This is a genomic window from Kosakonia quasisacchari (genome assembly GCF_004331415.1).
GTDB lineage: Bacteria > Pseudomonadota > Gammaproteobacteria > Enterobacterales > Enterobacteriaceae > Kosakonia > Kosakonia quasisacchari.
Map to the genome: position 1 here is coordinate 1 of NZ_SJOP01000008.1, position 22,839 is coordinate 22,839.

Annotated in this window: 22 protein-coding genes and 3 pseudogenes; 11 read left to right on the plus strand and 14 right to left on the minus strand. The window is 52.5% G+C overall.

Annotated features, from left to right (window positions below):
- The 7 genes and pseudogenes from E0L21_RS10095 to E0L21_RS10125 form a co-directional block, all read right to left on the minus strand.
- Window positions 1–249: pseudogene (locus tag E0L21_RS10095) on the minus strand (RHS repeat protein); the annotation flags it as partial.
- A gap of 202 nt (window positions 250–451) precedes the next feature.
- Window positions 452–1,462 (minus strand): type I glyceraldehyde-3-phosphate dehydrogenase, encoded by a 1,011-nt coding sequence (gene gap, locus E0L21_RS10100; RefSeq protein WP_131409076.1) that lies wholly within the window; start codon window positions 1,460–1,462, stop codon window positions 452–454.
- An 83-nt stretch (window positions 1,463–1,545) separates the two neighbouring features.
- Window positions 1,546–2,526, minus strand: coding sequence for a GlxA family transcriptional regulator (locus tag E0L21_RS10105; RefSeq protein ID WP_131409078.1), 981 nt, complete (start codon window positions 2,524–2,526; stop codon window positions 1,546–1,548).
- A 142-nt stretch (window positions 2,527–2,668) separates the two neighbouring features.
- Entirely contained in the window at window positions 2,669–2,869 is a 201-nt protein-coding gene (locus E0L21_RS10110; protein ID WP_131409080.1) for a hypothetical protein, read from the minus strand.
- A gap of 59 nt (window positions 2,870–2,928) precedes the next feature.
- Window positions 2,929–3,435 carry a ferritin-like domain-containing protein gene (locus tag E0L21_RS10115; protein WP_131409082.1) on the minus strand — a complete coding sequence of 169 codons (507 nt, stop codon included), beginning with the start codon at window positions 3,433–3,435 and terminating at the stop codon, window positions 2,929–2,931.
- Between the two features lie 34 nt (window positions 3,436–3,469).
- Window positions 3,470–3,967, minus strand: coding sequence for a YciE/YciF ferroxidase family protein (locus E0L21_RS10120; RefSeq protein ID WP_131409084.1), 498 nt, complete (start codon window positions 3,965–3,967; stop codon window positions 3,470–3,472).
- Window positions 3,968–4,066: 99 nt separating this feature from the next.
- On the minus strand, window positions 4,067–4,249 hold the full coding sequence (locus tag E0L21_RS10125; protein ID WP_131409086.1) for a con-10 family general stress protein: 183 nt from the start codon (window positions 4,247–4,249) through the stop codon (window positions 4,067–4,069).
- A gap of 517 nt (window positions 4,250–4,766) precedes the next feature.
- Between E0L21_RS10125 and E0L21_RS25105 the strand changes: the two are divergent.
- The 3 genes and pseudogenes from E0L21_RS25105 to E0L21_RS10135 form a co-directional block, all read left to right on the plus strand.
- Window positions 4,767–5,234, plus strand: a pseudogene (locus E0L21_RS25105) (2Fe-2S iron-sulfur cluster-binding protein); the annotation flags it as partial.
- A gap of 18 nt (window positions 5,235–5,252) precedes the next feature.
- A pseudogene (locus tag E0L21_RS25110) lies at window positions 5,253–5,636 on the plus strand (cytochrome d ubiquinol oxidase subunit II); the annotation flags it as partial.
- Window positions 5,637–5,705: 69 nt separating this feature from the next.
- The gene (locus tag E0L21_RS10135; RefSeq protein ID WP_131409091.1) at window positions 5,706–5,909 is read left to right on the plus strand and encodes a hypothetical protein; all 204 of its coding nucleotides are present in this window, start codon (window positions 5,706–5,708) and stop codon (window positions 5,907–5,909) included.
- A 233-nt stretch (window positions 5,910–6,142) separates the two neighbouring features.
- On the opposite strand, the gene E0L21_RS10140 is transcribed toward E0L21_RS10135, so the two are convergent.
- On the minus strand, window positions 6,143–6,748 hold the full coding sequence (locus tag E0L21_RS10140; RefSeq protein WP_131409093.1) for a TetR/AcrR family transcriptional regulator: 606 nt from the start codon (window positions 6,746–6,748) through the stop codon (window positions 6,143–6,145).
- 108 nt (window positions 6,749–6,856) lie between these two features.
- Here E0L21_RS10140 and E0L21_RS10145 point away from each other — a divergent pair, with 108 nt between their 5' ends.
- Complete coding sequence (locus E0L21_RS10145) at window positions 6,857–7,258, plus strand: RidA family protein (protein ID WP_131409095.1); 402 nt, start codon at window positions 6,857–6,859, stop codon at window positions 7,256–7,258.
- A gap of 43 nt (window positions 7,259–7,301) precedes the next feature.
- On the opposite strand, the gene katG is transcribed toward E0L21_RS10145, so the two are convergent.
- Window positions 7,302–9,485, minus strand: a complete 2,184-nt coding sequence (gene katG / locus E0L21_RS10150; RefSeq protein ID WP_131409097.1) for a catalase/peroxidase HPI — start codon at window positions 9,483–9,485, stop codon at window positions 7,302–7,304.
- A gap of 626 nt (window positions 9,486–10,111) precedes the next feature.
- On the opposite strand from katG, the gene E0L21_RS10155 reads away from it, so the two are divergent.
- Window positions 10,112–10,858 carry an OBAP family protein gene (locus tag E0L21_RS10155; RefSeq protein ID WP_131409099.1) on the plus strand — a complete coding sequence of 249 codons (747 nt, stop codon included), beginning with the start codon at window positions 10,112–10,114 and terminating at the stop codon, window positions 10,856–10,858.
- 307 nt (window positions 10,859–11,165) lie between these two features.
- On the opposite strand, the gene E0L21_RS10160 is transcribed toward E0L21_RS10155, so the two are convergent.
- Window positions 11,166–12,041 carry a manganese catalase family protein gene (locus E0L21_RS10160; RefSeq protein ID WP_131409101.1) on the minus strand — a complete coding sequence of 292 codons (876 nt, stop codon included), beginning with the start codon at window positions 12,039–12,041 and terminating at the stop codon, window positions 11,166–11,168.
- Between the two features lie 27 nt (window positions 12,042–12,068).
- Complete coding sequence (locus tag E0L21_RS10165) at window positions 12,069–12,575, minus strand: ferritin-like domain-containing protein (RefSeq protein WP_131409427.1); 507 nt, start codon at window positions 12,573–12,575, stop codon at window positions 12,069–12,071.
- A 696-nt stretch (window positions 12,576–13,271) separates the two neighbouring features.
- Here E0L21_RS10165 and E0L21_RS10170 point away from each other — a divergent pair.
- The 6 genes from E0L21_RS10170 to E0L21_RS10195 all read left to right on the plus strand — a co-directional run bounded on the left by E0L21_RS10170 (window position 13,272) and on the right by E0L21_RS10195 (window position 19,418).
- Window positions 13,272–13,886 carry a hypothetical protein gene (locus tag E0L21_RS10170; RefSeq protein WP_131409103.1) on the plus strand — a complete coding sequence of 205 codons (615 nt, stop codon included), beginning with the start codon at window positions 13,272–13,274 and terminating at the stop codon, window positions 13,884–13,886.
- Between the two features lie 156 nt (window positions 13,887–14,042).
- Window positions 14,043–14,813, plus strand: a complete 771-nt coding sequence (locus E0L21_RS10175) for an HAD family hydrolase (RefSeq protein ID WP_131409105.1) — start codon at window positions 14,043–14,045, stop codon at window positions 14,811–14,813.
- 146 nt (window positions 14,814–14,959) lie between these two features.
- On the plus strand, window positions 14,960–15,415 hold the full coding sequence (locus E0L21_RS10180; RefSeq protein ID WP_131409107.1) for a MarR family transcriptional regulator: 456 nt from the start codon (window positions 14,960–14,962) through the stop codon (window positions 15,413–15,415).
- 22 nt (window positions 15,416–15,437) lie between these two features.
- A complete protein-coding gene (locus tag E0L21_RS10185; protein WP_131409109.1) occupies window positions 15,438–16,616 on the plus strand; it encodes an efflux RND transporter periplasmic adaptor subunit in 1,179 nt (392 codons plus the stop codon).
- A gap of 10 nt (window positions 16,617–16,626) precedes the next feature.
- Window positions 16,627–18,162: a DHA2 family efflux MFS transporter permease subunit gene (locus E0L21_RS10190; protein WP_131409111.1), complete on the plus strand. Its 1,536-nt coding sequence runs from the start codon at window positions 16,627–16,629 to the stop codon at window positions 18,160–18,162.
- Window positions 18,163–18,182: 20 nt separating this feature from the next.
- Entirely contained in the window at window positions 18,183–19,418 is a 1,236-nt protein-coding gene (locus tag E0L21_RS10195) for an MFS transporter (RefSeq protein WP_131409113.1), read from the plus strand.
- Window positions 19,419–19,476: 58 nt separating this feature from the next.
- Here E0L21_RS10195 and E0L21_RS10200 read toward each other — a convergent pair whose 3' ends face one another.
- The 3 genes from E0L21_RS10200 to E0L21_RS10210 form a co-directional block, all read right to left on the minus strand.
- The gene (locus E0L21_RS10200) at window positions 19,477–20,286 is read right to left on the minus strand and encodes a hypothetical protein (RefSeq protein ID WP_131409115.1); all 810 of its coding nucleotides are present in this window, start codon (window positions 20,284–20,286) and stop codon (window positions 19,477–19,479) included.
- 157 nt (window positions 20,287–20,443) lie between these two features.
- Entirely contained in the window at window positions 20,444–21,190 is a 747-nt protein-coding gene (locus tag E0L21_RS10205; RefSeq protein ID WP_131409117.1) for a MerR family transcriptional regulator, read from the minus strand.
- A 101-nt stretch (window positions 21,191–21,291) separates the two neighbouring features.
- A complete protein-coding gene (locus E0L21_RS10210; protein ID WP_131409119.1) occupies window positions 21,292–22,515 on the minus strand; it encodes a diguanylate phosphodiesterase in 1,224 nt (407 codons plus the stop codon).
- Between the last annotated feature and the right edge of the window lie 324 nt (window positions 22,516–22,839).

Genomic DNA, 22,839 nt, shown 5'->3' on the forward strand with positions numbered 1-22,839 from the left:
ACTCTGTGTGCGCAGCGGCGTACCGTTCAGGTCGTGGAGATAACTGAAATTTGCCAGCCCGGCGGCATACAGACGCGGGTCGGCGCTTTGAGACGGCAAACCACGCGCGTCGAACCGATGGCGAGTGATGCGCTCGTCGGTGATGTCCGGGAAGTCGGGGTGGCGGTGCCAGGCGATATTGCGTATAACGCGTCCCCGGTTGTCAAAAGCGGTGACCGAAGGGGTCTTGCTGAACAACGATGTGCCCATGATGATCTCCTGTAAAGGTAATTGGCTATACCAACCAATAGATCATATAGCCTGCATGAGAAAGCTGCCTGGCAGGAGAATAAACACAGCGTTGTTCAGTCGTGAAATGTGGAAGGTTGAGAACGAAGCTCTCCATCTCGCCGCGCAAAGCGCAATAAAAAGGCACCGCATTGCGATGCCTTTCGGTAATGGAATGAGGTAATTACAAACCGCGTTTGGCCATCAGGCTCGCCAGTTCAACCAGGCGATTAGAGAAACCCCACTCGTTGTCATACCAGGCGAGGATTTTTACCAGATTGCCGCCAATTACCAGTGTTGATAATCCATCGATAATGGATGAGCGCGGGTCGCCCTGATAATCACTGGAAACCAGCGGTTCGTCACTGTACCCGAGAATGTCTTTCAGTGGGCCGGCTGCTGCGGCTTCACGGAACGCGGCATTCACCTCTTCAACCGTCACATCACGTTTCAGCGTGACCGTCAGGTCAACAATCGACACCACCGGAACCGGTACGCGCAGAGAGTAACCTGTCAGCCGCCCGTCGAGTTCCGGGATCACTTTGCCGAGTGCTTTCGCTGCGCCGCTGGAGTACGGCACAATCGACAACGCCGCGGCACGCGCGCCGCGCAGATCTTTTTCCGGCTGATCGTGCAGCGCCTGGCTATTGGTATAGGCGTGGGTAGTGTTCATCAGGCCATGTTCGATCCCGAAGCGTTGATGCAACACCTGTGCGGCGGGTGCCAGGCCGTTGGTGGTGCAACTGCCGTTGCTGACCACAAAATGGCGCTGCGGATCGTATTGTTGGTCATTGACGCCGAGTACGATGGTTAAATCATCATTTTTACCCGGAGCGGAGATGATCACGCGTTTCGCACCGCCACGGCTGATATGCACTTCGGCTTTGTCGCGTTCGGTGAAGAAACCGGTGGCCTCAATCACCACTTCCACGCCAACATCGCGCCACGGAATGTTGCCCGGATCGCGTTCGCTGAAGACACGCACCGCTTTGCCATCAACGAACAACTGGCCTTCACCCGCTTCTACCGGGACGGGCAGGGTGCCGAGCAGAGAATCATGTTTCAGCAGGTGGGCGAGCGTTTTGCTGTCCGTCAGATCGTTAATTGCCACAATCTGAATCTCTGTGTTGCCCAGCGCCGCGCGTAACACGTTGCGTCCAATTCTGCCAAAACCATTAATGCCGACCTTAACCATAATTGACTCCTTCCTGTACGGTAACTCACTGCAGTCACTGTAGGCCGGTCACGGTTTGGCGTAAACGACAAATAAGGATCACTTTACGCCAATTTACGGCAGTGGAAGCGCTGGCGGTAATCACCTGGGGTGAGGTGTAACTGGCGTTCGAAAATGCGCCGCAGATTGATGCTGCTACCAAAGCCGGTCGCCGCGGCGATCTGTTCCAGGGTTTCACTGGTTTGTTCCAGCCGGCTGCGTGCGGCGGCGAGGCGCGCTTCGGCCACATAGCGCGCGGGAGGAACGCCACTTTCGCGGGTAAAGACGCGGGTGAAGTTGCGCGGGCTCATCGCCACCTGTTCCGCCAGCCGCTCAACGGATAAATCCTTAGCCAGGTTGGCCAGGATCCAGTTTTGCAGCTCGCTAATCGGCCCGACGCCGCTGGTCTGCTGTAATTGATAGCGGCTGAACTGCAACTGCCCGCCGGGGCGGCGCAGGTACATCACCATGTTCTGCGCGATATCCAGCGCGAGAGAGAAGCCGTAATCATCTTCGACCAGCGCCAGCGTGAGATCGAAGCCGGAACTGACGCCACCGGATGTCCAGACGGGGCCGTCCTGAATATAGAGCGGGCCGCCTTCAACGGTCACATTGGGGTATTCTTTCTGCATGGTTTCCAGTAGCCGCCAGTGGGTGGTTGCGCGCCGCCCGTTGAGCAATCCGCTTTGTGCCAGCAGCATCGCGCCGCCGCAAATAGAAACGACACGGCGCGCGTGCGGCGCGGCAAGGCGCAGCCAGTCCACCACGGCCGTGCCTTCCTCGGCATCAGTACCGCGACCGGTTATCATGATGGTATCCCACGGCTGGCGCGGATCGATTTCCGGCAGGCGGTGATCTGCCAGCAGGTTCAGCCCGGACTGGCCGTGGATCACCTGGTGAGGTTGGGTGGTGGCAACGGCGACGCGATAGCGCGGCTGCGCACTGTCATTCGGGTGCAGTTGGTTAGCCTGCATCAGAATGTCGGCAATACCGGCGGCTTCGAACAGCATGCCGCCATCAGGCACAATAATCAGGAATGTTTTCATGTCCTGAAACGTACGCCAATTACATTTTAAGTCAAGGCCGGGCTGAAGATAACGGATGAAGAGAAATAAAAAACCCGAAGCTTGCGCTCCGGGCAAATTTGACAAGACACAAAGGGTTATGGCGTAACGCAGTCTGCCTGCGTTATTCGCTGGCCTGCTTACGGTTGGCCATCGTTGTCACCAGGTACTCTTGCAGTGGTTCGAGAGAAAGATCGGGCTCCGGCAGTTCAGCCTCGTCATGATTGCTGGCAGGTTGCCCGGCAACAAACGGTTTTTGTTGGCGCGCGCGTTCGAACTCACTTAACACCTGCCAGCCGAGATCGTCGCTGGCACGGTTGTTCATTAACACATTCCTTACGCGTTTCAGCTTTGGCAGCATCGTCGTCTCTCCATTAACGTGGGTTATTTTTTCGCCTCAACGCCAGGCGCGCTGGAACGGGCAAGGAACTCAGTCGTAACTTCCGGAACGTGCTGGAGCATCCACTCCGCCATTTCAATTTCTTGCGCCAGAATTTTTTGCAGCACCTGCACGCCGTTTACGTCACCTAATTCTTCAGCCGTTCTAATCAATGAGGTGTAGCAAGCAATTTCAAATTGCTCAAAGACATAGCCACCTATCGCGCCTTTAACCACCTCGTCGGAATTAAAGACACCACCGACGGCCTGACCCATCGCCGCCATTTTACCCATGGTATCTTTAAGGACCGATCGCGATATTCCGCATTGATCAATAAGCCCTTCAAGTAACACTATTTGTTCGCGGGTTTCGGCTAAATGACTTTCAATTTTATTTTGCAGCACAGGATAATTATCGATGCGTTTAGCCATCGCTTCCAGCATCGACTCTGCCTGTTTTTCCATCCCATGTGCGTCACGTAGCCAGTCGTGATAATTCTCTTCGCGTGTCATACGTTTACCTCAGGTGGAATTAACTCAAGGACGTTTATTCTACTTCCGCTTTGGAATTAATTTTGCTGGTCGCAATTTTAGTCAGCAGATTGTCGGTGGTTTTTTCCTCTTCCAGTGTTTGCGCCAGAAGTGTTTTCGCTTTTTTATAGCCTAATTGATCGGCGAGGGTGCAGAGAGTACCGTAAGAGGCAATTTCATAATGTTCAACTTTTTGCGCCGCGGCAATTAATGCAGCGTCACGAACGCTGCCTTTTTCGGTGCTTTCAATCACTTCGTTGGCTTCGTCTACCAGACCTTCCATCGCATGACACTTCATGCGTTTTAGCTTCAGGCTGCTTTCGGCTTCAAGCAGCTGATCAATACGTTCTATCTGGCCTTGCGTCTCTTCCATGTGTTGTTTGAACGCTTGTACCAGCTCGGGTGTAGAGGCTTCGCGTGCCAGTTTGGCTAACGCACGGGAAAGTTGTTTTTCCGCGCTGTAAATGTCCGACAAACCATGGATAAATAAATCGTTGAGCGTCGTAATCTGCATAATTAAAAGCCTTAAATTCCTGGGTTAAAAATAGCGAGCCGTTGCCGACTCGCCAGTGATGATAAAATATATTGGTGAGGTAAAAAATTAAATCAGAAATTATTCCCCTGATTTACGGCCGCCGCTGTGGCTATTCTGGCCGCCTTTTTTACCTGCTTCAGAAGCGCGCTGTGGATCATTTTTGAAATTACCACCGCTATGTTGACCGCCTTTGCGGCCCGCTTCGGACGCTTTATCACGATCTTCGGCGAAATTACCTGAGCCGCCACGATGTTCAGCCATAATATTTCTCCTGTTTCGTTGTTAAATATATGAACATGATATTCAAAACCATGTTCACCGCGTTCAGGGATTAAAGTTAGTCGCTGTGGTGAAATAGTCAAACGTGAAAATTCCTACGTTAATAAATACCCCGTTAGATGTAGTTGCTTGTTATTTAAACAAAGCGGCATTGAGGATGTATCTTTAAAATAAGTCACTTAGCAAAAAGTAGATAGAAAAGTAATATTACCGTCCGTTATTACATGCTCCTTTTAACGCGTTTATTGGCATAAAAATGGTATTTGCTGACATAAATTTACATTTTGCCTTCGTAAATCATCACAGCAGCTAATGGTTTTAAGAGAAGTCTTAAACAGAGATGCAGAATGCCCTTTGCCGTTTGGCTCGTCGCTAGCACGGCAACTACTTTTAAACTTCATAACCGATACGTCACCCTGAACAGGAAGGACTTTTTGCCAGTCTGCTGAACTGTCGAACCGGGGAGTGCGCGTACAGCGTTTTTTGGTGAGGAAGCAAGATGAGCCTGCAAAAATGTACCGTCCTGTACGACGGTAGGGCGCTGGTTGGCCCGGAAAATGTCCCGCTGATCGATTTTCTTGAAAGCTGCAATATCACGCTACCCCATGTTTGCTACCATCCGGCGCTCGATCCGTTACAGACTTGCGATGTGTGCTGGGTCGAACAAGACGGGAAGCTGGTGCGCGGTTGTACGCTGCGAAGCCGTGAAGGGTTGGTGATTAACGCGCTGGATACACAAGCGCGCGCAGCGCGCGAAGAGGGCATGGATCGCCTGCTGGCTAAACATGAACTTTATTGTACCGTGTGCGAACACAACACCGGCGACTGTACATTGCATAACACCATGGTGGATATGCATATTCCCATCCAGCGCTACCCGTACACGCGCAAGCCTTATGTTAAAGATCACTCTAACCCGTTTTACACCTACGATCCGGATCAATGCATTCTGTGCGGGCGCTGCGTCATGCCGTGGCTCGCCATCGTCACCGGGTTGCTGCTGGTGGGATTGCTGGCGTGGACCACGCAACTGCATGAAACCTGGCGTCAGCATCTGTTCAATATTTGGCTTTGGTTGCCGCTGTTACTGGTGGGCGTACTGGCGGTGGCGTTGTCTGAGGTTGGTCTGATTTTGCGTCGACCTTTTTTACCCCTTGCCGGCGTGTTAGTGATGGTCAGTTGTGCTTTTTGTGCGCTGGTGTTTACGCTCTTCCCGTGGATTGTGCCGCCTGTTCTCAGCATTACGCAGACCGCCGCGCCACCGGCCACGCAACGATTTCTGCTGCTGACGTTTGCCTTGCTGGTGCCCGTAACGCTGCTTTATAACAGCTGGGTTTTTCGCATCTTCAGTGGAAAAATTGCAGGTTAGTTCGGCAAAACAGGCTATAAAGTAAAGGCGAGATTTACAGTAAGCAACAGCATGCGCGGAGACTTATCCATGGCTATAGCAAAAGCTTATAATTTAAAGCAGGCATATCAAATGATTAGCTCAGGAAAGCACCAGGAAGTGGAGTTGGCATTTGATGTCGATGCGGATACATTTTTTATGCTCTCGGCAAACTACGGCAACAGCGGAGCGAAGATTGCCCGTCACGATAACCATTTTGTGCTCAGGCTGGAGAAAGAAGCCGCTTCAGGTTGAACATACTCGGGTAGCATTCTTCACCAGTGGCACGGGAGTGCATGCGACGGGCGTATTTTTCGCAACCGAAGCAGTGTCATCTCTGCGTTATATTTATCCCTTTTAATAGCCGCGAGCCCTGCCACTGACTCTGCTCCATCCGGCTTGCGGCTTCATTTGTTGTTACCCTGATTTCGCGGCGGCGCACTTTGCCGCCACGCTAAAACTCGTTATCTACCAAATTATTCCCGGCATTACGCCGGGTTTTTTTTCTCTGCGCGCAGCCCATTTGCCAGCAAGATAAACGCGTCAATCACTTTGGGTAAGGTCTGTTGCGGGTTATCACTGGCGGCAACCCATAGCGCGGCATTCAACGCTGCGCCGTTGAGCAAGCGCGCGGCGGATTCCACATCCACCGCTTTCATCTCGCCGTTTGCCACCATGTAGGCCACAGCAACACGAGTGGCTTGCAGGCAAGCATTCTGACTTGGCCAGCGCGAAGGATCGCCAAGAAACGCCGGACCATCGAGCAACACAATGCGCTGAATTTCCGGATCGAGCGCCATTTCGATATAGGCGACACCTTCAGCCAATAGCGCATCCAAGGCAGTGCTGGTGGCTTGCGCCTGCATTTTTGCGCGCTGCGCCATTTCGCTATCGACCTGCGCCACCACGGCGGCGAGCAAGCCCTGTTTGTCGCCAAAGTTGTGGTACAGCGCACCGCGCGTTAAGCCCACACTTGCGGTAAATTCATCCATTGATGCCGCTGCAAACCCTTTTTCGGCAAATGCCTTGCGTGCAGCAGCGATAAGTTTGGCGCGGTTCTCTTCCATGGTTTGCGCGCGACGCTTTACGGCCATAGTGGCTCCATTTGAAATACATCGCGTATGTGAATTGACATACGCAGTGTATGTGGATTAACTTCATATACGAAGTGTATCTTAAATTAACCGGCAAAAGGTAACCCTATGATCCCTCGCGAACCCGTTTTTCCTGCTCATCGCCATGCGTTGTATGAACAACATGGTTATTCCGCCGCGATACGTTCCGGCGATTTGCTGTTTGTTTCCGGCCAGGTTGGCAGCCGTGCCGATGGTAGCCCGGAGCCCGATTTCGCCGCGCAAGTTCGCCTCGCGTTCGATAATTTACAGGCCACGCTCGCGGCGGCGGGGTGTGGCTTCGATGACCTGATTGATGTCACCACATTTCATACGGACCCGGAAAACCAATTTGCCACCATTATGGAAGTCAAACAGGCAATTTTCCCGCAACCGCCATATCCGAACTGGACAGCCGTGGGCGTCAACTGGCTGGCGGGTTTTGATTTCGAAATTAAGGTGATTGCGCGCATTCCTGAACGCGCGGCATAAAAAAGCCTGCGACAGGTCGCAGGCTTGAGGATAAAGAGTGAGATTACAGCAGGTCGAAGCGGTCGAGATTCATCACTTTTGTCCAGGCAGCAACAAAGTCGGTGACGAATTTCTGTTTGCCGTCGGCGCTGGCGTAAACCTCAGCCAGCGCACGCAGCACCGAGTTGGAGCCAAACACCAGGTCGGCGCGCGTGGCGGTGTATTTCACTTCACCGCTTTTGCGATCGCGACCTTCAAACAGCTCTGATTTCTCATCGGCGGCTTTCCATGCAGTGCGCATATCCAGCAAATTGACGAAGAAATCGGTGCTCAGCACGCCAGGCTGGTCAGTAAAGACGCCGTGCTTGCTGCCGTCATAGTTCGCGCCCAGTACACGCAGACCGCCAACCAGCGCGGTCATTTCCGGGGCGGTGAGCGTCAGTTGCTGCGCTTTATCAATTAACAGCGTTTCCGTGCTGATCCCATCCCACACGCGGCGATAGTTACGGAAACCATCGGCCAGCGGCTCCATCAGTGCAAAGGAGTCCACATCCGTTTGATCCTGACGCGCATCAACACGCCCTGGCGTAAACGGCACGTTCACTTGCACACCGGCCGCTGCCGCAGCTTTCTCGACGCCAACCACGCCCGCCAGCACAATCACATCCGCCAGCGAGGCTTTCGCCAGCGTTTTCTGAATGCTTTGCAACGCGGGCAGTGCTTTCGCGGCAATGGCGTTCACTTCCCAGCCGTTCTGCGGCGCTAACGCCAGACGCGCGCCGTTCGCACCGCCACGTTTATCGCCGCCACGGAAGGTGGAGGCAGAAGCCCAGGCGACCGAAATCAGCTCACTCACCGACAAGCCGGATTCAGCAATGGCGGCTTTCAGGTTAGCGATGTCCGCACCGTTTGGCTGATGAACCGCCGCTGGCAGCGGATCCTGCCAAATCAGATCTTCTTGTGGTACTTCCGGGCCGATGTAACGAGATTTTGGCCCCATATCGCGGTGAGTCAGTTTGAACCATGCGCGGGCGAAGGCTTCATTAAATGCTTGTGGATCATTGAGGAAACGGCGCGAAATTTTCTCAAATTCCGGGTCAAAACGCAGCGTCAGGTCGGTCACCAGCATGGTGGGTTTGCGTTTTTTCTCCGGGTCGAACGGATCCGGGATAATTTCCGGAGCGTCTTTCGCTTCAAACTGGATAGCACCCGCCGGGCTACGGGTTTGCACCCACTCATATTTGAACAAGTTTTCGAAGAAGTAGTTGCTCCACTGGGTAGGCGTTTGTGTCCATGCCACTTCCAGACCGGAAGTGATGGCATCTGCACCTGCGCCGCTGCCGTAACTGCTCATCCAGCCCAGACCCTGCGCTTCCAGCGGAGCGGCTTCTGGCTCTGGTCCAACATGGTTATCCGGCGTGGATGCACCGTGGGTTTTGCCCAGTGTATGACCCCCGGCGATCAGCGCGACGGTTTCTTCGTCGTTCATGCCCATGTTGCCGAAGGTGGCTCGAATGGCAGAGGCGGCGGAAACCGGCTCGCCGCTGGCGTTCGGGCCTTCCGGGTTAACGTAAATCAGCCCCATTTCGGTTGCGCCGATGGCAGCCTGCGCCAGGCTTTCCGGGTGACGATGGCTTAACCACTCTTTTTCATTACCCCAGTCGACATCCATATCCGGTTCCCAGACATCTTCACGCCCGGCACCAAAACCGAACGTACGGAAGCCGGCATTTTCCAGCGCCACATTGCCCGCCAGAATAATCAGGTCGCCCCAGGAGATTTGTTGACCATATTTTTGTTTCACCGGCCACAACAGACGTCGCGCTTTATCAAGGCTGACGTTATCCGGCCACGAGTTGAGCGGCGCGAAGCGCTGCTGGCCACGACCAGAACCTCCACGGCCATCGACGGTGCGATACGTGCCCGCGCTGTGCCAGGCCATGCGAATAAACAGGCCGATATAGCTGCCCCAGTCTGCTGGCCACCACTCCTGGGAGTCGGTCAGCACACCGCGAATGTCGGCTTTGAGCGCGGAGTAATCCAGCTTTTTGAACTCTTCACGGTAGTTAAAGTGTTCACCCAGCGGGTTGGAACGGTTGGAGTGTTGGTTTAGCAAATCTACGCGCAACTGGTTAGGCCACCAGTCGCGGTTACCGGTTACAGGGCCTGCACTTTTTTCGCTGCTTTTGTTATGAAAGGGGCATTTCTCGACGGATGACGAGAGGGATTGATCGTCTGACGTGCTCATATCGGGCTCCATTTGCTTGTGTTCTGTCGTTACGATATACACTGCTTCCTGATAAAGGTATTTGAATGAATCTACAGATTTGATAGCTAATACCTTTCTATAAAATGGTAAAAACTTGACGCAAATCGCTTAACTGCGCTACCCACTCCTAAACCTTAGCAATTCCACCACTACCGTTACGGTTTTTTTCAGGGCGTAGCGCATTTTTTGTGACGACGTAACCCCGGTACAGCAGGCGCTGCCTGTAACGGCATACAACAAAGGTGTGTATTTCTTGCGTTGAAATTAAACGCTGAGGTTTTATTGAAATATATCCATAACTTCACCAGGAATAATTCGCTGATGTTTTATCTGCGCAGTGGTAATTTAAACGACCGAAACGGAGTGGCTAATAAAATGCTATATCGTAAAAGCATTACGCTGGATATCTTCAAAAAGAAATGCATTAAGGTAACACTATTTTTTACCATTATCGGGCCGGGCTTGCGGATAATCTTACCCACAATATGATATTTTTTTACCGTTTCGCTAATAACGACGTGGACAGACATCATTACGATATAACTGGCTGAATACGCAGCATGCGCTACCCTGATTATTCCACCTGACTTTAAGGAAAAAGATCAATGCGTCTGGCTTTACATCTTCTTATTCCCCTGATGCTTGTTGGCTGCGGTGCCAATAATAGCGCGCCGCAAACGGCTATACCTGGAGAGAAAACCTCCGGGAAAATGAAAACCCTCGAAACAGGCGCCGCGCTAATACAATCTCGCCCGCCGATTGAGGCAATAAGTACGTACCTGGATGGCTTTCATTTTTATAACGGCGATCGGAAAGGGCAAATGGAAGCCCACCACTATGTCACTGTGCTAAATAATGATGTTATGCAGGCGGTGATCTATGACGGTAATACCACGAATGCACGACTAATGGGCGTGGAATACATCATCAGTGAACGGCTTTTCAAAACGCTCCCGCCCGAGGAGAAAAAACTCTGGCATAGCCACCGCTATGAAGTGAAATCCGGCTCGCTTATTGCGCCGGGTTTGCCTGCAGTCGCCGAAAAAGCGCTGATGGACAATATCGTGAATACCTACGGCAAGACCTGGCATACCTGGCACACTGAGCGTGACCAGACGCTGCCGCTGGGCGTGCCCGCGTTAATGATGGGATTTACACAAGATGGGCAACTCAATCCGGCGCTGCTTGCCGATCGCGACCGTCGTTTCGGCGTGAACACGTCGGCTATCAAGCAACAGCGCACAGATCTTCCTGCGCATCCTGTCGCACAGGGTGCGGATGCCTGGGAACAGGGGCAGGTGATTCAAATCAGGCCCGTTAATCTTTCCGAAGACACTCAACATTCACATTGATAATGCACGACGCGGCCAAATGCGAATGTTCATCGCAGGCGCAGGGCTGGCTATTGCGCGGCGGTAAGCATGGTTTTAGCAGTGAAATTGGGCTGCCGGAGCGACAGTGCATGGCGGGGCTGCGTTTTTATCAATGGATGATAGAGATGGAGAACTCTGCCAGAAGGGTTAACCAGCAATGTCTGCGTGAACTGGCGCTAATGCAGGTAAGGACGTCCGGCTGTTTTGCAGCCACGATGCGCAGGCGTTGCGCGCCTTACAAAATAGATAAAAAAGCATCTGCGAGGCAGATGCTTTTGGGGAGAGCTTATTTTGGTTGGGGCTCACCGTTGCCAAGTTCGGCACCGGTAAGCGGATCAACACGCGGATCGGATTTAGTACGTTCCGCCATCGCTTTTACCAGCGCCAGTTGTTGCGGGCTGAGCGTGGTGGTAGCGGAGCCGTCACCACCGTCGACAGCCGGTTGTGGATCGGCGACATACTCAAAGTTCTCATCGCTGTTCCAACTGCCGCGCGGATCGTCACCTTCCGACATGTTGTAATAGACGTTGGTGTACTGTTCGATTGGCGGTAATTTTCCTGGCGGGAAATTATTGCGAATCGAGTAGAGCGCCTTTTCAAAAGAGAGCATATGCGCGGCTTCACGCGTCATCAGGAAACCTAACGCGTCTTTTACCCCCGGATCGTCGGTCACATTGATTAAGCGCTCATAAATAATTTTCGCGCGCGCTTCCGCGGCGATATTCGAACGCAAATCGGCGGTCACTTCACCAATGGTATCAACATAGGCTGCCGTCCACGGGACGCCTGCGGAGTTGGTCAGCGCGGGGCCACCGCCGTACAGCAGCGACGTAATATGGCTGTCATTACCGTTTTCGGTTAACGAGCGGTAGAGTTCTGCTTCATTTTCGGTGCCTTCCGCCAGCTCACCTTTTGCGCCTTTATTGAGCATGCCCACCAGCGAACCGATAATTTCCAGGTGGCTGAGTTCTTCTGTCGCGATGTCCATCAACATCTCTTTGCGACCGGCGTCTTCATCTCCCAACCCCTGGGTGAAATAGCGGCATGCCGCAGCCAGTTCGCCTTGCGGGCCGCCAAACTGTTCGAGCAGCAGGTTGGCCAGCCCTGGGTTCGGTTCACTGACGCGCACGGTGTATTGCAGTTGCTTAACATGACGAAACATTGCTTGCCTCCTGAAATGTAAAAATAATTATTTTTTAGCTTCCACGCCTTCCGCTGCACTTCGCAGCAAAAATTGTTCTGTCACATCCGGAATATGATTTAGCGCCCATTCGGCCATCGCTTTTTCTTCTGCCAGGATCTGTTTGAATATATCAATGCTGGCGCTATCACCGGCTTTTTCAGCCGCGGAAATAAGCGAGGTATAACAGGCGATTTCAAATTGCTCGAAGACATAGCTACTGATTGCACCTTTTACAATTTCATCCGGTGCAAACATGCCGCCAAATGATTGACCCATCGCCGCCATTTTGCTGGTGGCATCTTTCATTAATGAACGGTTAATATCATTACGATCCATCACCGCTTCCAGTAATTTTATTTGCCCTTGCGTTTCCGTTAAGTGTTGCTCAATTCTCGCACGCAAATCGGGGTAATTATCGATGCGACTGCTCATGGCATTTAGCATGGATTCAGCTTGTTTTTCCATTGCGTGTGCGTCGCGTAACCAGTCGTGATAATTTTCTTGAGGCGTCATATTTAATCCTTTCATGGTTGAGTGGATAAGAAAAAGAGGGTGCTATTACTGTAATTAATAGCTATACGATAAATACAGAATATCAGGGGAAATTGTGCGGCGTTTATTAACGCGGGGTAAATGAAATATGCGAATATTAATCATGACATCCTTCTTGATTTATATTTTCATGCTTGCGTATGTCGTTTGATATTAAATTTAGACACTCGCCTCATTTAGTCAAATCGAGGCGCAAATAGGTGTGGTTGAATATATTTTCACTACACCGCTTCGCTTGCGATTTTTATTTTAAAAATAAATTTTGCTAAAAATTAATAAGTTAGCGAAATGCACTTTCGTTTTTATTAATCACACGCGTCACTATCACTTATTTTTGGCAGGGGATACTGACTTTTAAGTGGTCTTTTTTGACATTTCTTTACGTTTAGCAAGCGGCTAATAGCGTTATATCCAGCCAGTTTAAGAACTATCTCAGCCCTGTAACACGCCTGGCAAGGGCATTGCCACCAGATTGCGCAGTTGAGCCACTCTATTTCCCGCGTTATAAAAGCAGGTTGTTGCTATTAAAGAAGGCACGATGTCTGTATTTACACCGCGTGATGTTACATATGCTCTGAGGCACATCAACCGCGGGTTTGATGAAACCACCGAACGCTTTACCCCGTACACAATATTAAAAAGAAGGTCACAGGTGAGATGAGTTATATCGACAGTTACGATCATGAGCTGATTGGTCGTCTGGGTTATTTACCCCTTTACCGCCCATTAGAAGTGATTGCCGGGGAAGGATGGGGCGGCTACGACTTTAGCGCCTCGCCGGATAATCTGATCCTCGGCGGCGGAAGTGGTGAACATCCAGGGCTGGTAGTGCATCATTTACCGGCGCTGGTTACTCGCTTTTTATACGCGCAGCTCAACGATGCCGACGAGGAGAGGCTCAGCGCAGAGGATAAAGCCTTTGTTGACGATCTCTATTTCACCTCTGACACGCTGGAATTTTGCCGCTGGCAGATTGCGGATTACGCTAATTTGCACAAGATGGCGCAAAGCGAGGCGTTTATGACGCCGTTATCAGAGGAGATGACGGTTGAAGCGTGGCTGGAGCGATCGCTGGGTGAACTTATCTGGTATGTGTTGCCGGAGCTGAATCGGCATCACTCTAAGCTACAGCAGATCTTTGCACCTTTTCACATCGTCCCAACCATGCGCAATATCGCCATTGAGCCGCCGGGTTACCCGCCTTCTGGCGGGCGCACCACCGAAAATGGGCGTCTGAAATGGGGAAATGTTCGCTGGAGCAAACGGGTATGAACGGCGCGATTGATGTACGAAGGCGCAATAGCAATAACTGACAGGTGCGTCACGACATTGCCCGTATTTGCTTTTCCATATGAGGATTATTGCTAACCAGAATGATGTTCAGGGCGCGGATGGCTCGTTACCCTGATAGCCCACGAGGAGAACATCATGAAACAACTGGAAAATGCCCATGCCGCGACTTTCCGCTCAGTGCGTTTTGTCCTGACGGACATGGACGAAACCCTGACATACAAAGGAAAACTGGCTGCTGCCACATACCTGGCGCTGGAGCAATTACAACGCGCGGGGATCCACGTTATTCCTGTTACCGCTGCACCCGCTGGATGGTGCGATCAAATGGCGCGAATGTGGCCGGTGGCGGGGGTTATTGGCGAAAATGGTGGGCTTTTTTATCACCGTTCACAGGAGAGGATTGAACGTCATTACTGGCACGACGTGCAGGCGAAACTGACCCAACAATTAGCGCATATTATTGATGACGTAAAACACCAGATACCCACGGCCACGCTGGCAGATGACCAGCTCTTCAGATTGACCAGTATTGCCTTTTCCCGCACGGCGGATAACGAACAAAACGCCGCCATCATCAACTGCATGCGCAATGCCGGAGCCAGTGTCACGGTCAATAATCTCTGGTTACTCGGCTGGCTGGGCGGTTACGACAAACTGGTCATGGCGCGAAAAGTGCTGCGTGAACACTACAACCTCGACATTGATAGCGATCCTGACTCGGTGCTCTATACCGGTGATTCACTTAATGACGCACCGATGTTTGCTTTTTTCCGCCATTCGGTGGGGGTCAGTACCGTGCGGGAGTGTCTTGACTCGCTGCCTCAGGCACCCGCCTGGATCACCCGTGGGCCAGGTGGCGTGGAGTTTGTCGAAGCAGCGAATGCGGTACTGGCCTCACGCATTTAAGACTTTACATTACAGCAGGTTAGATCATCTTTTTCTTTGTGCGATGTAGCCGCGCACTGACAAAATGTGCGCTTATCTTGACAATTCATTGACAGTTAACTGCCTGGTCAGTAATTTCATTTGTAATTATTGACCAGGCAAATATCATGACGAACGCTGCGGATATTCCCAACCCTAAACTCCATCTCGGTTTGTTGATTCATCTGGCAAACCAGTTTAAAGACCAGCTTATTAGCCAGTACTTTTCCTCTGCGGATATCACTGCCGCACAGTTCAAAGTATTGATAAGTATCTACAAAGGCTTCAATAGCCCGGTTGAAGTGAGCAAAAACCTGCTGATGGACGCCGGCGCGATGAGTCGCATGCTTGAGCGCATGGTCAAGCGCGATCTCATTGTGCGCACCACTAACCCGGAAGATAAACGGCAGGTCATTCTCGAACTGACCGACAAAGGGCGAGTGATTTGCGACCGATTTCAGAATGAGGCGCTGGCCTCGATTCTCAGTACGCTGACTAACCGCCTGACCCCCGATGAGTCGCGGTTGTTGGTTGAACTCCTAATAAAAATGTTGCCGGACGAGGCAACTCGTCCACATCGCTAAGTTGTCCCGAAAAGGTATCAAGATGCAAACTTCATCTGCACAACCCGAACGTGCGCCGAGCAAACGTAATCGCAACTTCGCTATCCTGTTCGTTGCTTTGCTGCTTATCGCCGCAGGCTGTCTGGCCTGGTATCTGTTATATGCCCGTTATTACGAAACCACCGACGATGCGTATGTCAACGCAAACCTGGTGACCTTAACGCCGCAAATCGGCGGGACGGTGACGCAGGTTTCCGTTGATGAAGGCGATTACGTCGAAAAAGGGCAGCCGTTGGTGTTGCTGGATCCGAGTGACACCGAAATCGCCCTGCAGCAGGCAGAAGCGAACCTGGCCAGCACCGTGCGCCAGGTGCGCGGCTTGTACAGCACGGTCGATAATTATCGTGCGCAGGTTGCGGCGAAACAAACCGCGCTGCAAACCGCGCAGAACGACTATGCACGTCGGCAAAAAATCGCCACCAGCGGTGCCATTTCCGTAGAGGATTTAGCGCACTACCGTGACGCGGTTGCCACCGCGAAAAGCGATTTGGCCGCGGCGCAACAAGCGTTAAGCACCAACCTTGCGATGACCGATGACACGGTTATCGACAGCCACCCGGAAATCAAAAGCGCCATTGCCACCTTGCGCCAGCGTTACCTCGACAACGCGCGCAGCACCATTGTTGCGCCGGTAAGCGGGTTTGTCGCGAAACGTGCGGTGCAGTTGGGTATGCGCGTTGATTCTGGCACCACGTTGATGTCAATTGTGCCGCTGGATCAGGTGTGGGTGGATGCCAACTTTAAAGAGAGTCAGATGAACACCATGCGTCTGGGGCAGAAAGTGACGCTGACCGCCGATCTCTACGGTGATGATGTTGAATACCACGGCACCATTGAGAGCCTGGGCATCGGCACCGGCAGTGCGTTTTCGCTGCTGCCGGCGCAAAACGCCAGCGGGAACTGGATCAAGATCATCCAGCGTTTGCCGGTGCGCATCACACTTGACCCGCATGACATGCAAAAGCATCCGTTGCGCGTGGGGCTGTCGATGTTCGCCCGCGTGGATATTCGTAACGTTGATGGCGATCTGCTGCCGCCCAAAACGGTTGCCGCGCCGCGTTTCACCACCGACGTTTACCAGAACGCACTGGAAAACGCCGATCAGATGGTGGCGAAAATTCTTCATGACAACAGCCAGGCGGTAGCGTCCAACGCCCGCTAAGAGAGACGTTATGCAAGATAAGTCGGCGTTTACGCCACCCAGCCTGTTGCTGGCGACGATTGCGCTGTCGCTGGCGACGTTTATGCAGGTGCTGGATACCACCATCGCGAACGTTGCGCTGCCGACCATCGCCGGTAACCTTGGCGTTAGTTCAGACCAGGGCACCTGGGTTATTACTTCGTTCGCGGTGTGTAATGCCATCGCGCTGCCGCTGACCGGCTGGTTTACGCGTCGGTTTGGTCAGCTTAAGCTGTTTGTCGGTTCGGTGGCGCTGTTTACCCTGACATCGTTTCTGTGTGGGTTTGCCCACAGCATGACCGAGCTGATTATCTTTCGTGCGTTGCAGGGCTTTTTCGCCGGGCCGATGTTCCCGATGTGTCAGACACTGTTGTTGGTGATTTTCCCGACCAGCAAACGCAGCATGGCGCTGGCATTACTGTCGATGGTGACCGTGGTCGCGCCGATTGTCGGGCCGATTACCGGCGGCTGGATCACCGACAATTACTCGTGGCCGTGGATCTTCTATATCAACGTACCGATCGGGATTTTCGCCGCCATTGTGGTCTGGACGCAGCTGCGCGAGCGCGAAGAAACCACGTCCCACTCGCCGATTGATTACATCGGCATTGCGCTGCTGGTGCTCGGGGTGGGCTTGTTGCAGGTGGTGCTGGATAAAGGCAACGACATGGACTGGTTCAACGCCACAGAAATCATTGTGATGTCGGTGCTTTCGGCCATTGCGCTGGTGTCGTTTGTCATCTGGGAACTGGGGGAGCAACACCCGATTGTCAATTTGCGGCTGTTTAAAGAGCGCAATTTCGCCATCGGCACGGCGGCGCTGACGCTTGGCTATGCGGCCTTTTTCGCCATCAACATTATTCTGCCGCAGTGGCTGCAAACTCAGATGGGGTATACCGCCATCTGGGCCGGGCTTGCCGCCGCGCCGATGGGCTTTTTGCCACTGTTGTTAACGCCGTTTATCGGTCGTTATGCTCATAAAGTGGATCTGCGCTTGCTGGCGTCGTTATCGTTTCTGACGATGGGCGCATCCTGCCTGATTCGCGCGCAGTTTAATACCAGTGTCGATTTCCGCACCGTGGCGGAAGTGCAGATGTTTATGGGGATCGGCGTGGCGTTTTTCTTTATGCCAATAACCACCATTGTTCTGTCGAATCTGCACGGTGCTGAAGTGGCAGAAGGCTCCGGGCTGGCGACCTTTTTCCGTGTATTGGGCGGCTCGTTTGCTTCGTCGCTCACTACCTGGATTTGGTCGCGCCGCGAGGTTTACCACCACGCTAACCTGACGGAAAGCGTCTCGGTTTATAACCCGGCCGCCACCGACTATCTGCATAAAATGGGCGGCGTGACGCAGCAGCATCTGGCAGCGGTGGATAAAACCATTGAACAACAGGCATATATGCTGTCGACCATCGACTATTTCTGGCTGTTGGGCTGGGGTTTTATGGCGCTAATTGTGGTGATTTGGTTTGCCCGCCCGCCGTTTGTGCGTTCCGGTGCGCCGGGCGCGCCATCGGCAGGACACTAATAACAGAGATGGAATAACGTATGGCTCCGGTGTTACCAGGCAGTGATGGTCGTTTATTGCAACATCGTTCGTTTGTCGCCTTCTGGCTGGCGCGAACCAGTTCCAGCTTCGGTTTTCAGATGTTATCCATCATCGTCGGCTGGCAGATTTACTCCCAGACACAGAGCGCGTTCTGGCTGGGGATGATTGGTCTGGTGCAGTTTGTTCCCTCGGTGACGCTGGCGCTGCCTGCCGGGCATATCGCCGACCAGTTTGACCGCCGTCGCGTGGTGCTGCTGGCGCAGGTTTTCGAGTGGCTGGCTATCGCCGCGCTGGCGTGGCTAACGTGGCACGGCGATGCCAGTGTGTGGGTGATTTTGTCGCTTATCTTTGTGATTTCTTGCGCCAAAACCATTGAGTCGCCGTCGATGATTTCGATGTTACCGGCGCTGGTGCCGCTCTCCATTTTACCGCGCGCGACCGCTGCGAATGCGGTTTCCGGCCAGGCCGCGCAGATTGTCGGCCCGGCGCTGGGCGGCTTTCTCTATGCGGCGGGGGCCGATGTGGTGTACAGCGTTACCGCCGGGCTTTATCTGGTATCGCTGCTGCTGGTGATGACCCTGCGTTATGAACAGGCGCAGCCACCGCGCGCACCGGCGACGTTATCCTCGCTGTTTGCTGGCGTTGGGTTTATCCGCAATCGCCCGGATGTGCTGGGGGTGATTTCGCTCGACCTGTTTGCTGTGCTGCTCGGCGGCGCGACCGCGCTACTGCCCATTTTCGCCCATGATGTGTTGCATACCGGGCCGCTTGGTCTGGGCTTGCTGCGCAGTGCTCCAGCCGTAGGCGCGCTGCTGGTGGGTTTCTGGTTAAGCCACCGCGCGCTGACGCGCAATGTCGGCATGATCATGTTTATGTGTGTGGCGGGTTTTGGCGTGGCGACCCTGGTGTTCGCCTTTTCAAGCTGGATGTGGCTGTCGTTGCTGGCGCTGTTCGCGCTCGGCGGTTTCGACATGGTGAGCATGGTGATTCGCGGTTCACTGGTGCAACTCGATACGCCAGACGAGATGCGCGGGCGTGTGAACGCGGTTAACTCCATTTTTATCAATACCTCTAACCAGCTCGGTGAGTTTGAATCCGGCATGCTGGCGGCGTGGCTCGGCGCGGTGCCTGCGGCGGCGATTGGCGGCGTCGGTACATTGATTGTGGTAGCCCTCTGGATGAAGTGGTTCCCCGGTTTGCGCCACCGCCAGCGGCTGGAAAGTGATATGGGGTAGCTAATCAGCCCGGTTTACGCCGGGCTCAGTTCAGGGAAAATATTGCCAGGCAAAATTGTTAACCCTGAGCAGCAGTGGGTTCGCTCCCTTCGACAGTGGCGGACGGAAGATTCAGAAACGCCATTATCTTAGCGATTTCATCTTCAGTCAGTGAGTGCGTTGCGCGTGACAACGCCCCTATAAATTCTGCGGAACCATTTGAAATATATATTTTCTCCGCCAGTGCACGCGCTGAATTATATTCCTCAAAATCGAAAAACTTATGAATGGTGTCCAGAACTTTATCAGGGGCATTTAATTCTGCCAGGTTAGTGCTTATATTCCCGGAAATGACAGCCAGCCGTGCGGCAAGCGAAATAATTTCCTGACGAACAGATGAGGAGAGTTGTCGTGTGTTGCTGAGTGATTTTTGGACGTTATCAAGTTGAAATTGGGCTTTTGCAAGATTAACTTCAAGCGCCTGTGTTTTTCTGAACGTCTTTGCTCTACCTGCGTTGATACGATCCAGAATCCATTGCCATGCGGTATTTGCGATACGATCTGACCAGTTGACACCAATGCGTACAAACGAGGAGAGTAAATTAACAATAAAATCCAGAACCGGCATGGCTATCGACATTCCAAAACCCACCACCAGTGGCCAGTAAAAATAGTTATGTGAAAAGTGGTAAGTGCTGGTGATATTTTTAAGCAGGATTTCAATTTTCTCATCCGACATGGCGATGAGTAATATGTGCTTCCAGTTAAACGCGACCAATGAGCACAATAAATAGATATACACTGGCCCTTTTAATCGGCTTGAAATAACGTGACTGGCAAAATCCGTTATCTGTTCTTTCAAACCTGAATCTGATGCTTTATCCGTCACAACGCTTCCCCTCATTAACATTATTTTCCTGCGCTCACTGGCGAGGCGATTATAACCAGTGCTGATGATCCGCGCGATCATCAGGAGTAGTGGGGGGCAAAACGATTTTCAGCAAACTGTCAGCGCCAGAGAAACAGGACTGAATTGAACGCCAGTCTTAGACGCTTTCTGCGTTGCCGCTATGGTGAGCGATAGCAAAACCCTGTTCGCGCCAGTGGGCGAGCTGCTGCGACTGACTGCGCGTGAGCGGTTTGCCGGTCCAGACAAACAGATGCTGGCCAGGAAAAAATTCCGGGTGAGGGGAGTCGAGCGGTTCGGCGAGGACATCAATGCGCCAGCCCTGCTGTGCAAGGCGCCATGCTTCGAGCCATAAATGGGTGCGGTCGTCATTTTCCCAGGCGATCAGCAGCGCCATTTTTGCTGCTTGTTCACGTGCGGCGGCAATACCTGAAGTGGCAAACTCCACTAACACGCCATCCAGCAAGCTTAATACCACGCGCGCGGTGTTTTTATCGCGGCTGAGCCGCTGGCGTACCGGCACCAGAATATCGTCAATTAGTACATCCGCCGCATGTGTTTGACTCAACGCGTGAATGGTTGCGCGAAGCCGGGAGGGATTCACTTGTCGCAGCATGGACATCAACTCTTCCTGGAGTGGCGCCCAGCTTGTTTGGCCGGCGAATTTGTTGTCGTCGAGCAAGGCCTTAACTTTGCTTACGGCAATGCCCTTATCGATCCAGCGCTTTATTTCCACAATGCGCTGAATGTCAGACTCATCGAATTGACGATGGCCGCCTTCACTGCGCTGCGGTTTTAACAGCCCATAGCGACGCTGCCATGCGCGAAGTGTGACCGGATTGATTCCGCAGCGTTCGGCAACCTCGCCGATACTATAAAAAGCCATAGCTCCCTCATACTCTTTAACGCCAGTGTGCTCATTTCATAGACTAAGTTAACTTCGCAAAGTTGTACAAATCCTTTTTTGTACAACTCATGTTGCATAGCTTATACCATCTCATCTCTCTTTTCTGGCCAGGCCACGGCCGGAATGCCGTTTAAATCCGGGCGCGCGAAAAGGTGTCCCTGGAACTGAGAAATACCCGCCGATTCAAGCCACATCCACTCTTCCGCTTTCTCGACGCCGACGGCGGAAATGGCAATTTCCAGCGAGGTACAGCATTTGATAATCGCCTGAATAATGGCCTGGCGGGAGCCACTTTTATGCACATCCGCAATCAGGGCGCGGTTGATTTTGATTCTGTCCGGCTGGAATTGCGTCAGCAAAACCAGACCACCAAACCCGGCACCGAAGTGATCAATCGCCACGCGAATACCGGCGCCTTTTAGCATTTTCACCGCCTGCGTAAACGCATCAATGCATGAAAATACGGCACTTTCGTTAAATTCAACGATGACCTGTTCAGGAACCAGACCGTTCTCTTTAATCGCCTGCACAATAAATTCAGCAGCATCTGGAACTTTTACCAGCGTCATGGGAAGCAGATTAACGGAGAGGGTTTGCGCGCCCAGCTTTAATGCGGCGGCCATCGCAAAAGCGACGCGCTTGCTCTGTAAATCGGCGGTGTAAATATCATCTCCGGCCATATCGTCGAACCAGTCCTGCGGTGAGCCACCTACGCGGGTGCGCAGCAGGGCTTCGACAGAGACAATCTGGCGGGCAAAGGGGTCGACAATGGGCTGGAAAGCAAAATGGCAGCCGGCACGGCTATCCGGGACGCCTGGCGGCAGGGTTATGGCGTTGCCATCGGCAATAAACTCCCATACATCACCGGGGGGAATTTCGTAGTAAAACTCTTTCTCGCTGTCTTCAACAAAGGTCTGAAAGAACTGCAACGCGCGATCGCCATATGTCAGCTGATATCGCGTTGTGCCTTTATTGAACACCGTCTGCAACACCGCCTCACGGTCGTGACCGCGCAAGTCGAACAGCTCCATCCCCGTCTTCCCGAAGCGCCTTGACGGTGCGTAGTCCCTGAGTAATTCAACCAGATTGTAATGCCGGTCATCGGCACAGATGTCCTGATAAATAGCCGTCACACTTTCTTCAGGCCCTTCAAGCAGTTGAAAAAAATGTGTGCCATTGAACAGGAGGATCCCCGTCACGCTGGCCCGACCGTTTTTGATATTGGCGGCTGCAACCATCTCTTCAAGCAGCGTAAACGAGACATGGTCATGCAGATGGCTGCGATAAATGATGGTGGTGAGCATACGCGTTCCGGCGGGAGATTTAGGAATATTTACCTTAGCAGAGGATACCCCAGTCGTCTTGCCGTTATCCCATTTGTTTTCAATTAGTTCGCGCACAGTAGCAGACGATGATGCAGATATGTTAAGGAAAAAACTGGCGTCGATACCGATAATTTGTACAAAATCGACGCGCTTAAAGGATTTGTTTTTTATATAATTTGTTGATTAATAATGAGTAATACACTGTTTCTATAGGCGGCTAATTATTTTGTACAATTTTTATGTACATATTGGAAATATTTGTATAACTTTAATTATACTTTACTGACTCATGGACTTTAGAGG

Excerpts from the sequence above, each read along its gene's own strand:
- E0L21_RS10195 (WP_131409113.1), top strand. The coding sequence starts at position 18,183 with ATGGCTCCGGTGTTACCAGGCAGTGATGGTCGTTTATTGCAACATCGT.
- E0L21_RS10185 (WP_131409109.1), top strand. The coding sequence starts at position 15,438 with ATGCAAACTTCATCTGCACAACCCGAACGTGCGCCGAGCAAACGTAAT.
- E0L21_RS10210 (WP_131409119.1), bottom strand. The coding sequence starts at position 22,515 with ATGCTCACCACCATCATTTATCGCAGCCATCTGCATGACCATGTCTCG.
- E0L21_RS10190 (WP_131409111.1), top strand. The coding sequence starts at position 16,627 with ATGCAAGATAAGTCGGCGTTTACGCCACCCAGCCTGTTGCTGGCGACG.
- E0L21_RS10165 (WP_131409427.1), bottom strand. The coding sequence starts at position 12,575 with ATGACGCCTCAAGAAAATTATCACGACTGGTTACGCGACGCACACGCA.
- E0L21_RS10205 (WP_131409117.1), bottom strand. The coding sequence starts at position 21,190 with ATGGCTTTTTATAGTATCGGCGAGGTTGCCGAACGCTGCGGAATCAAT.
- E0L21_RS10110 (WP_131409080.1), bottom strand. The coding sequence starts at position 2,869 with ATGAACAACCGTGCCAGCGACGATCTCGGCTGGCAGGTGTTAAGTGAG.
- E0L21_RS10175 (WP_131409105.1), top strand. The coding sequence starts at position 14,043 with ATGAAACAACTGGAAAATGCCCATGCCGCGACTTTCCGCTCAGTGCGT.
- E0L21_RS10140 (WP_131409093.1), bottom strand. The coding sequence starts at position 6,748 with ATGGCCGTAAAGCGTCGCGCGCAAACCATGGAAGAGAACCGCGCCAAA.
- E0L21_RS10155 (WP_131409099.1), top strand. The coding sequence starts at position 10,112 with ATGCGTCTGGCTTTACATCTTCTTATTCCCCTGATGCTTGTTGGCTGC.
- katG (WP_131409097.1), bottom strand. The coding sequence starts at position 9,485 with ATGAGCACGTCAGACGATCAATCCCTCTCGTCATCCGTCGAGAAATGC.
- E0L21_RS10120 (WP_131409084.1), bottom strand. The coding sequence starts at position 3,967 with ATGCAGATTACGACGCTCAACGATTTATTTATCCATGGTTTGTCGGAC.
- E0L21_RS10160 (WP_131409101.1), bottom strand. The coding sequence starts at position 12,041 with ATGTTTCGTCATGTTAAGCAACTGCAATACACCGTGCGCGTCAGTGAA.
- E0L21_RS10135 (WP_131409091.1), top strand. The coding sequence starts at position 5,706 with ATGGCTATAGCAAAAGCTTATAATTTAAAGCAGGCATATCAAATGATT.
- gap (WP_131409076.1), bottom strand. The coding sequence starts at position 1,462 with ATGGTTAAGGTCGGCATTAATGGTTTTGGCAGAATTGGACGCAACGTG.
- E0L21_RS10180 (WP_131409107.1), top strand. The coding sequence starts at position 14,960 with ATGACGAACGCTGCGGATATTCCCAACCCTAAACTCCATCTCGGTTTG.
- E0L21_RS10105 (WP_131409078.1), bottom strand. The coding sequence starts at position 2,526 with ATGAAAACATTCCTGATTATTGTGCCTGATGGCGGCATGCTGTTCGAA.
- E0L21_RS10145 (WP_131409095.1), top strand. The coding sequence starts at position 6,857 with ATGATCCCTCGCGAACCCGTTTTTCCTGCTCATCGCCATGCGTTGTAT.
- E0L21_RS10115 (WP_131409082.1), bottom strand. The coding sequence starts at position 3,435 with ATGACACGCGAAGAGAATTATCACGACTGGCTACGTGACGCACATGGG.
- E0L21_RS10170 (WP_131409103.1), top strand. The coding sequence starts at position 13,272 with ATGAGTTATATCGACAGTTACGATCATGAGCTGATTGGTCGTCTGGGT.
- E0L21_RS10125 (WP_131409086.1), bottom strand. The coding sequence starts at position 4,249 with ATGGCTGAACATCGTGGCGGCTCAGGTAATTTCGCCGAAGATCGTGAT.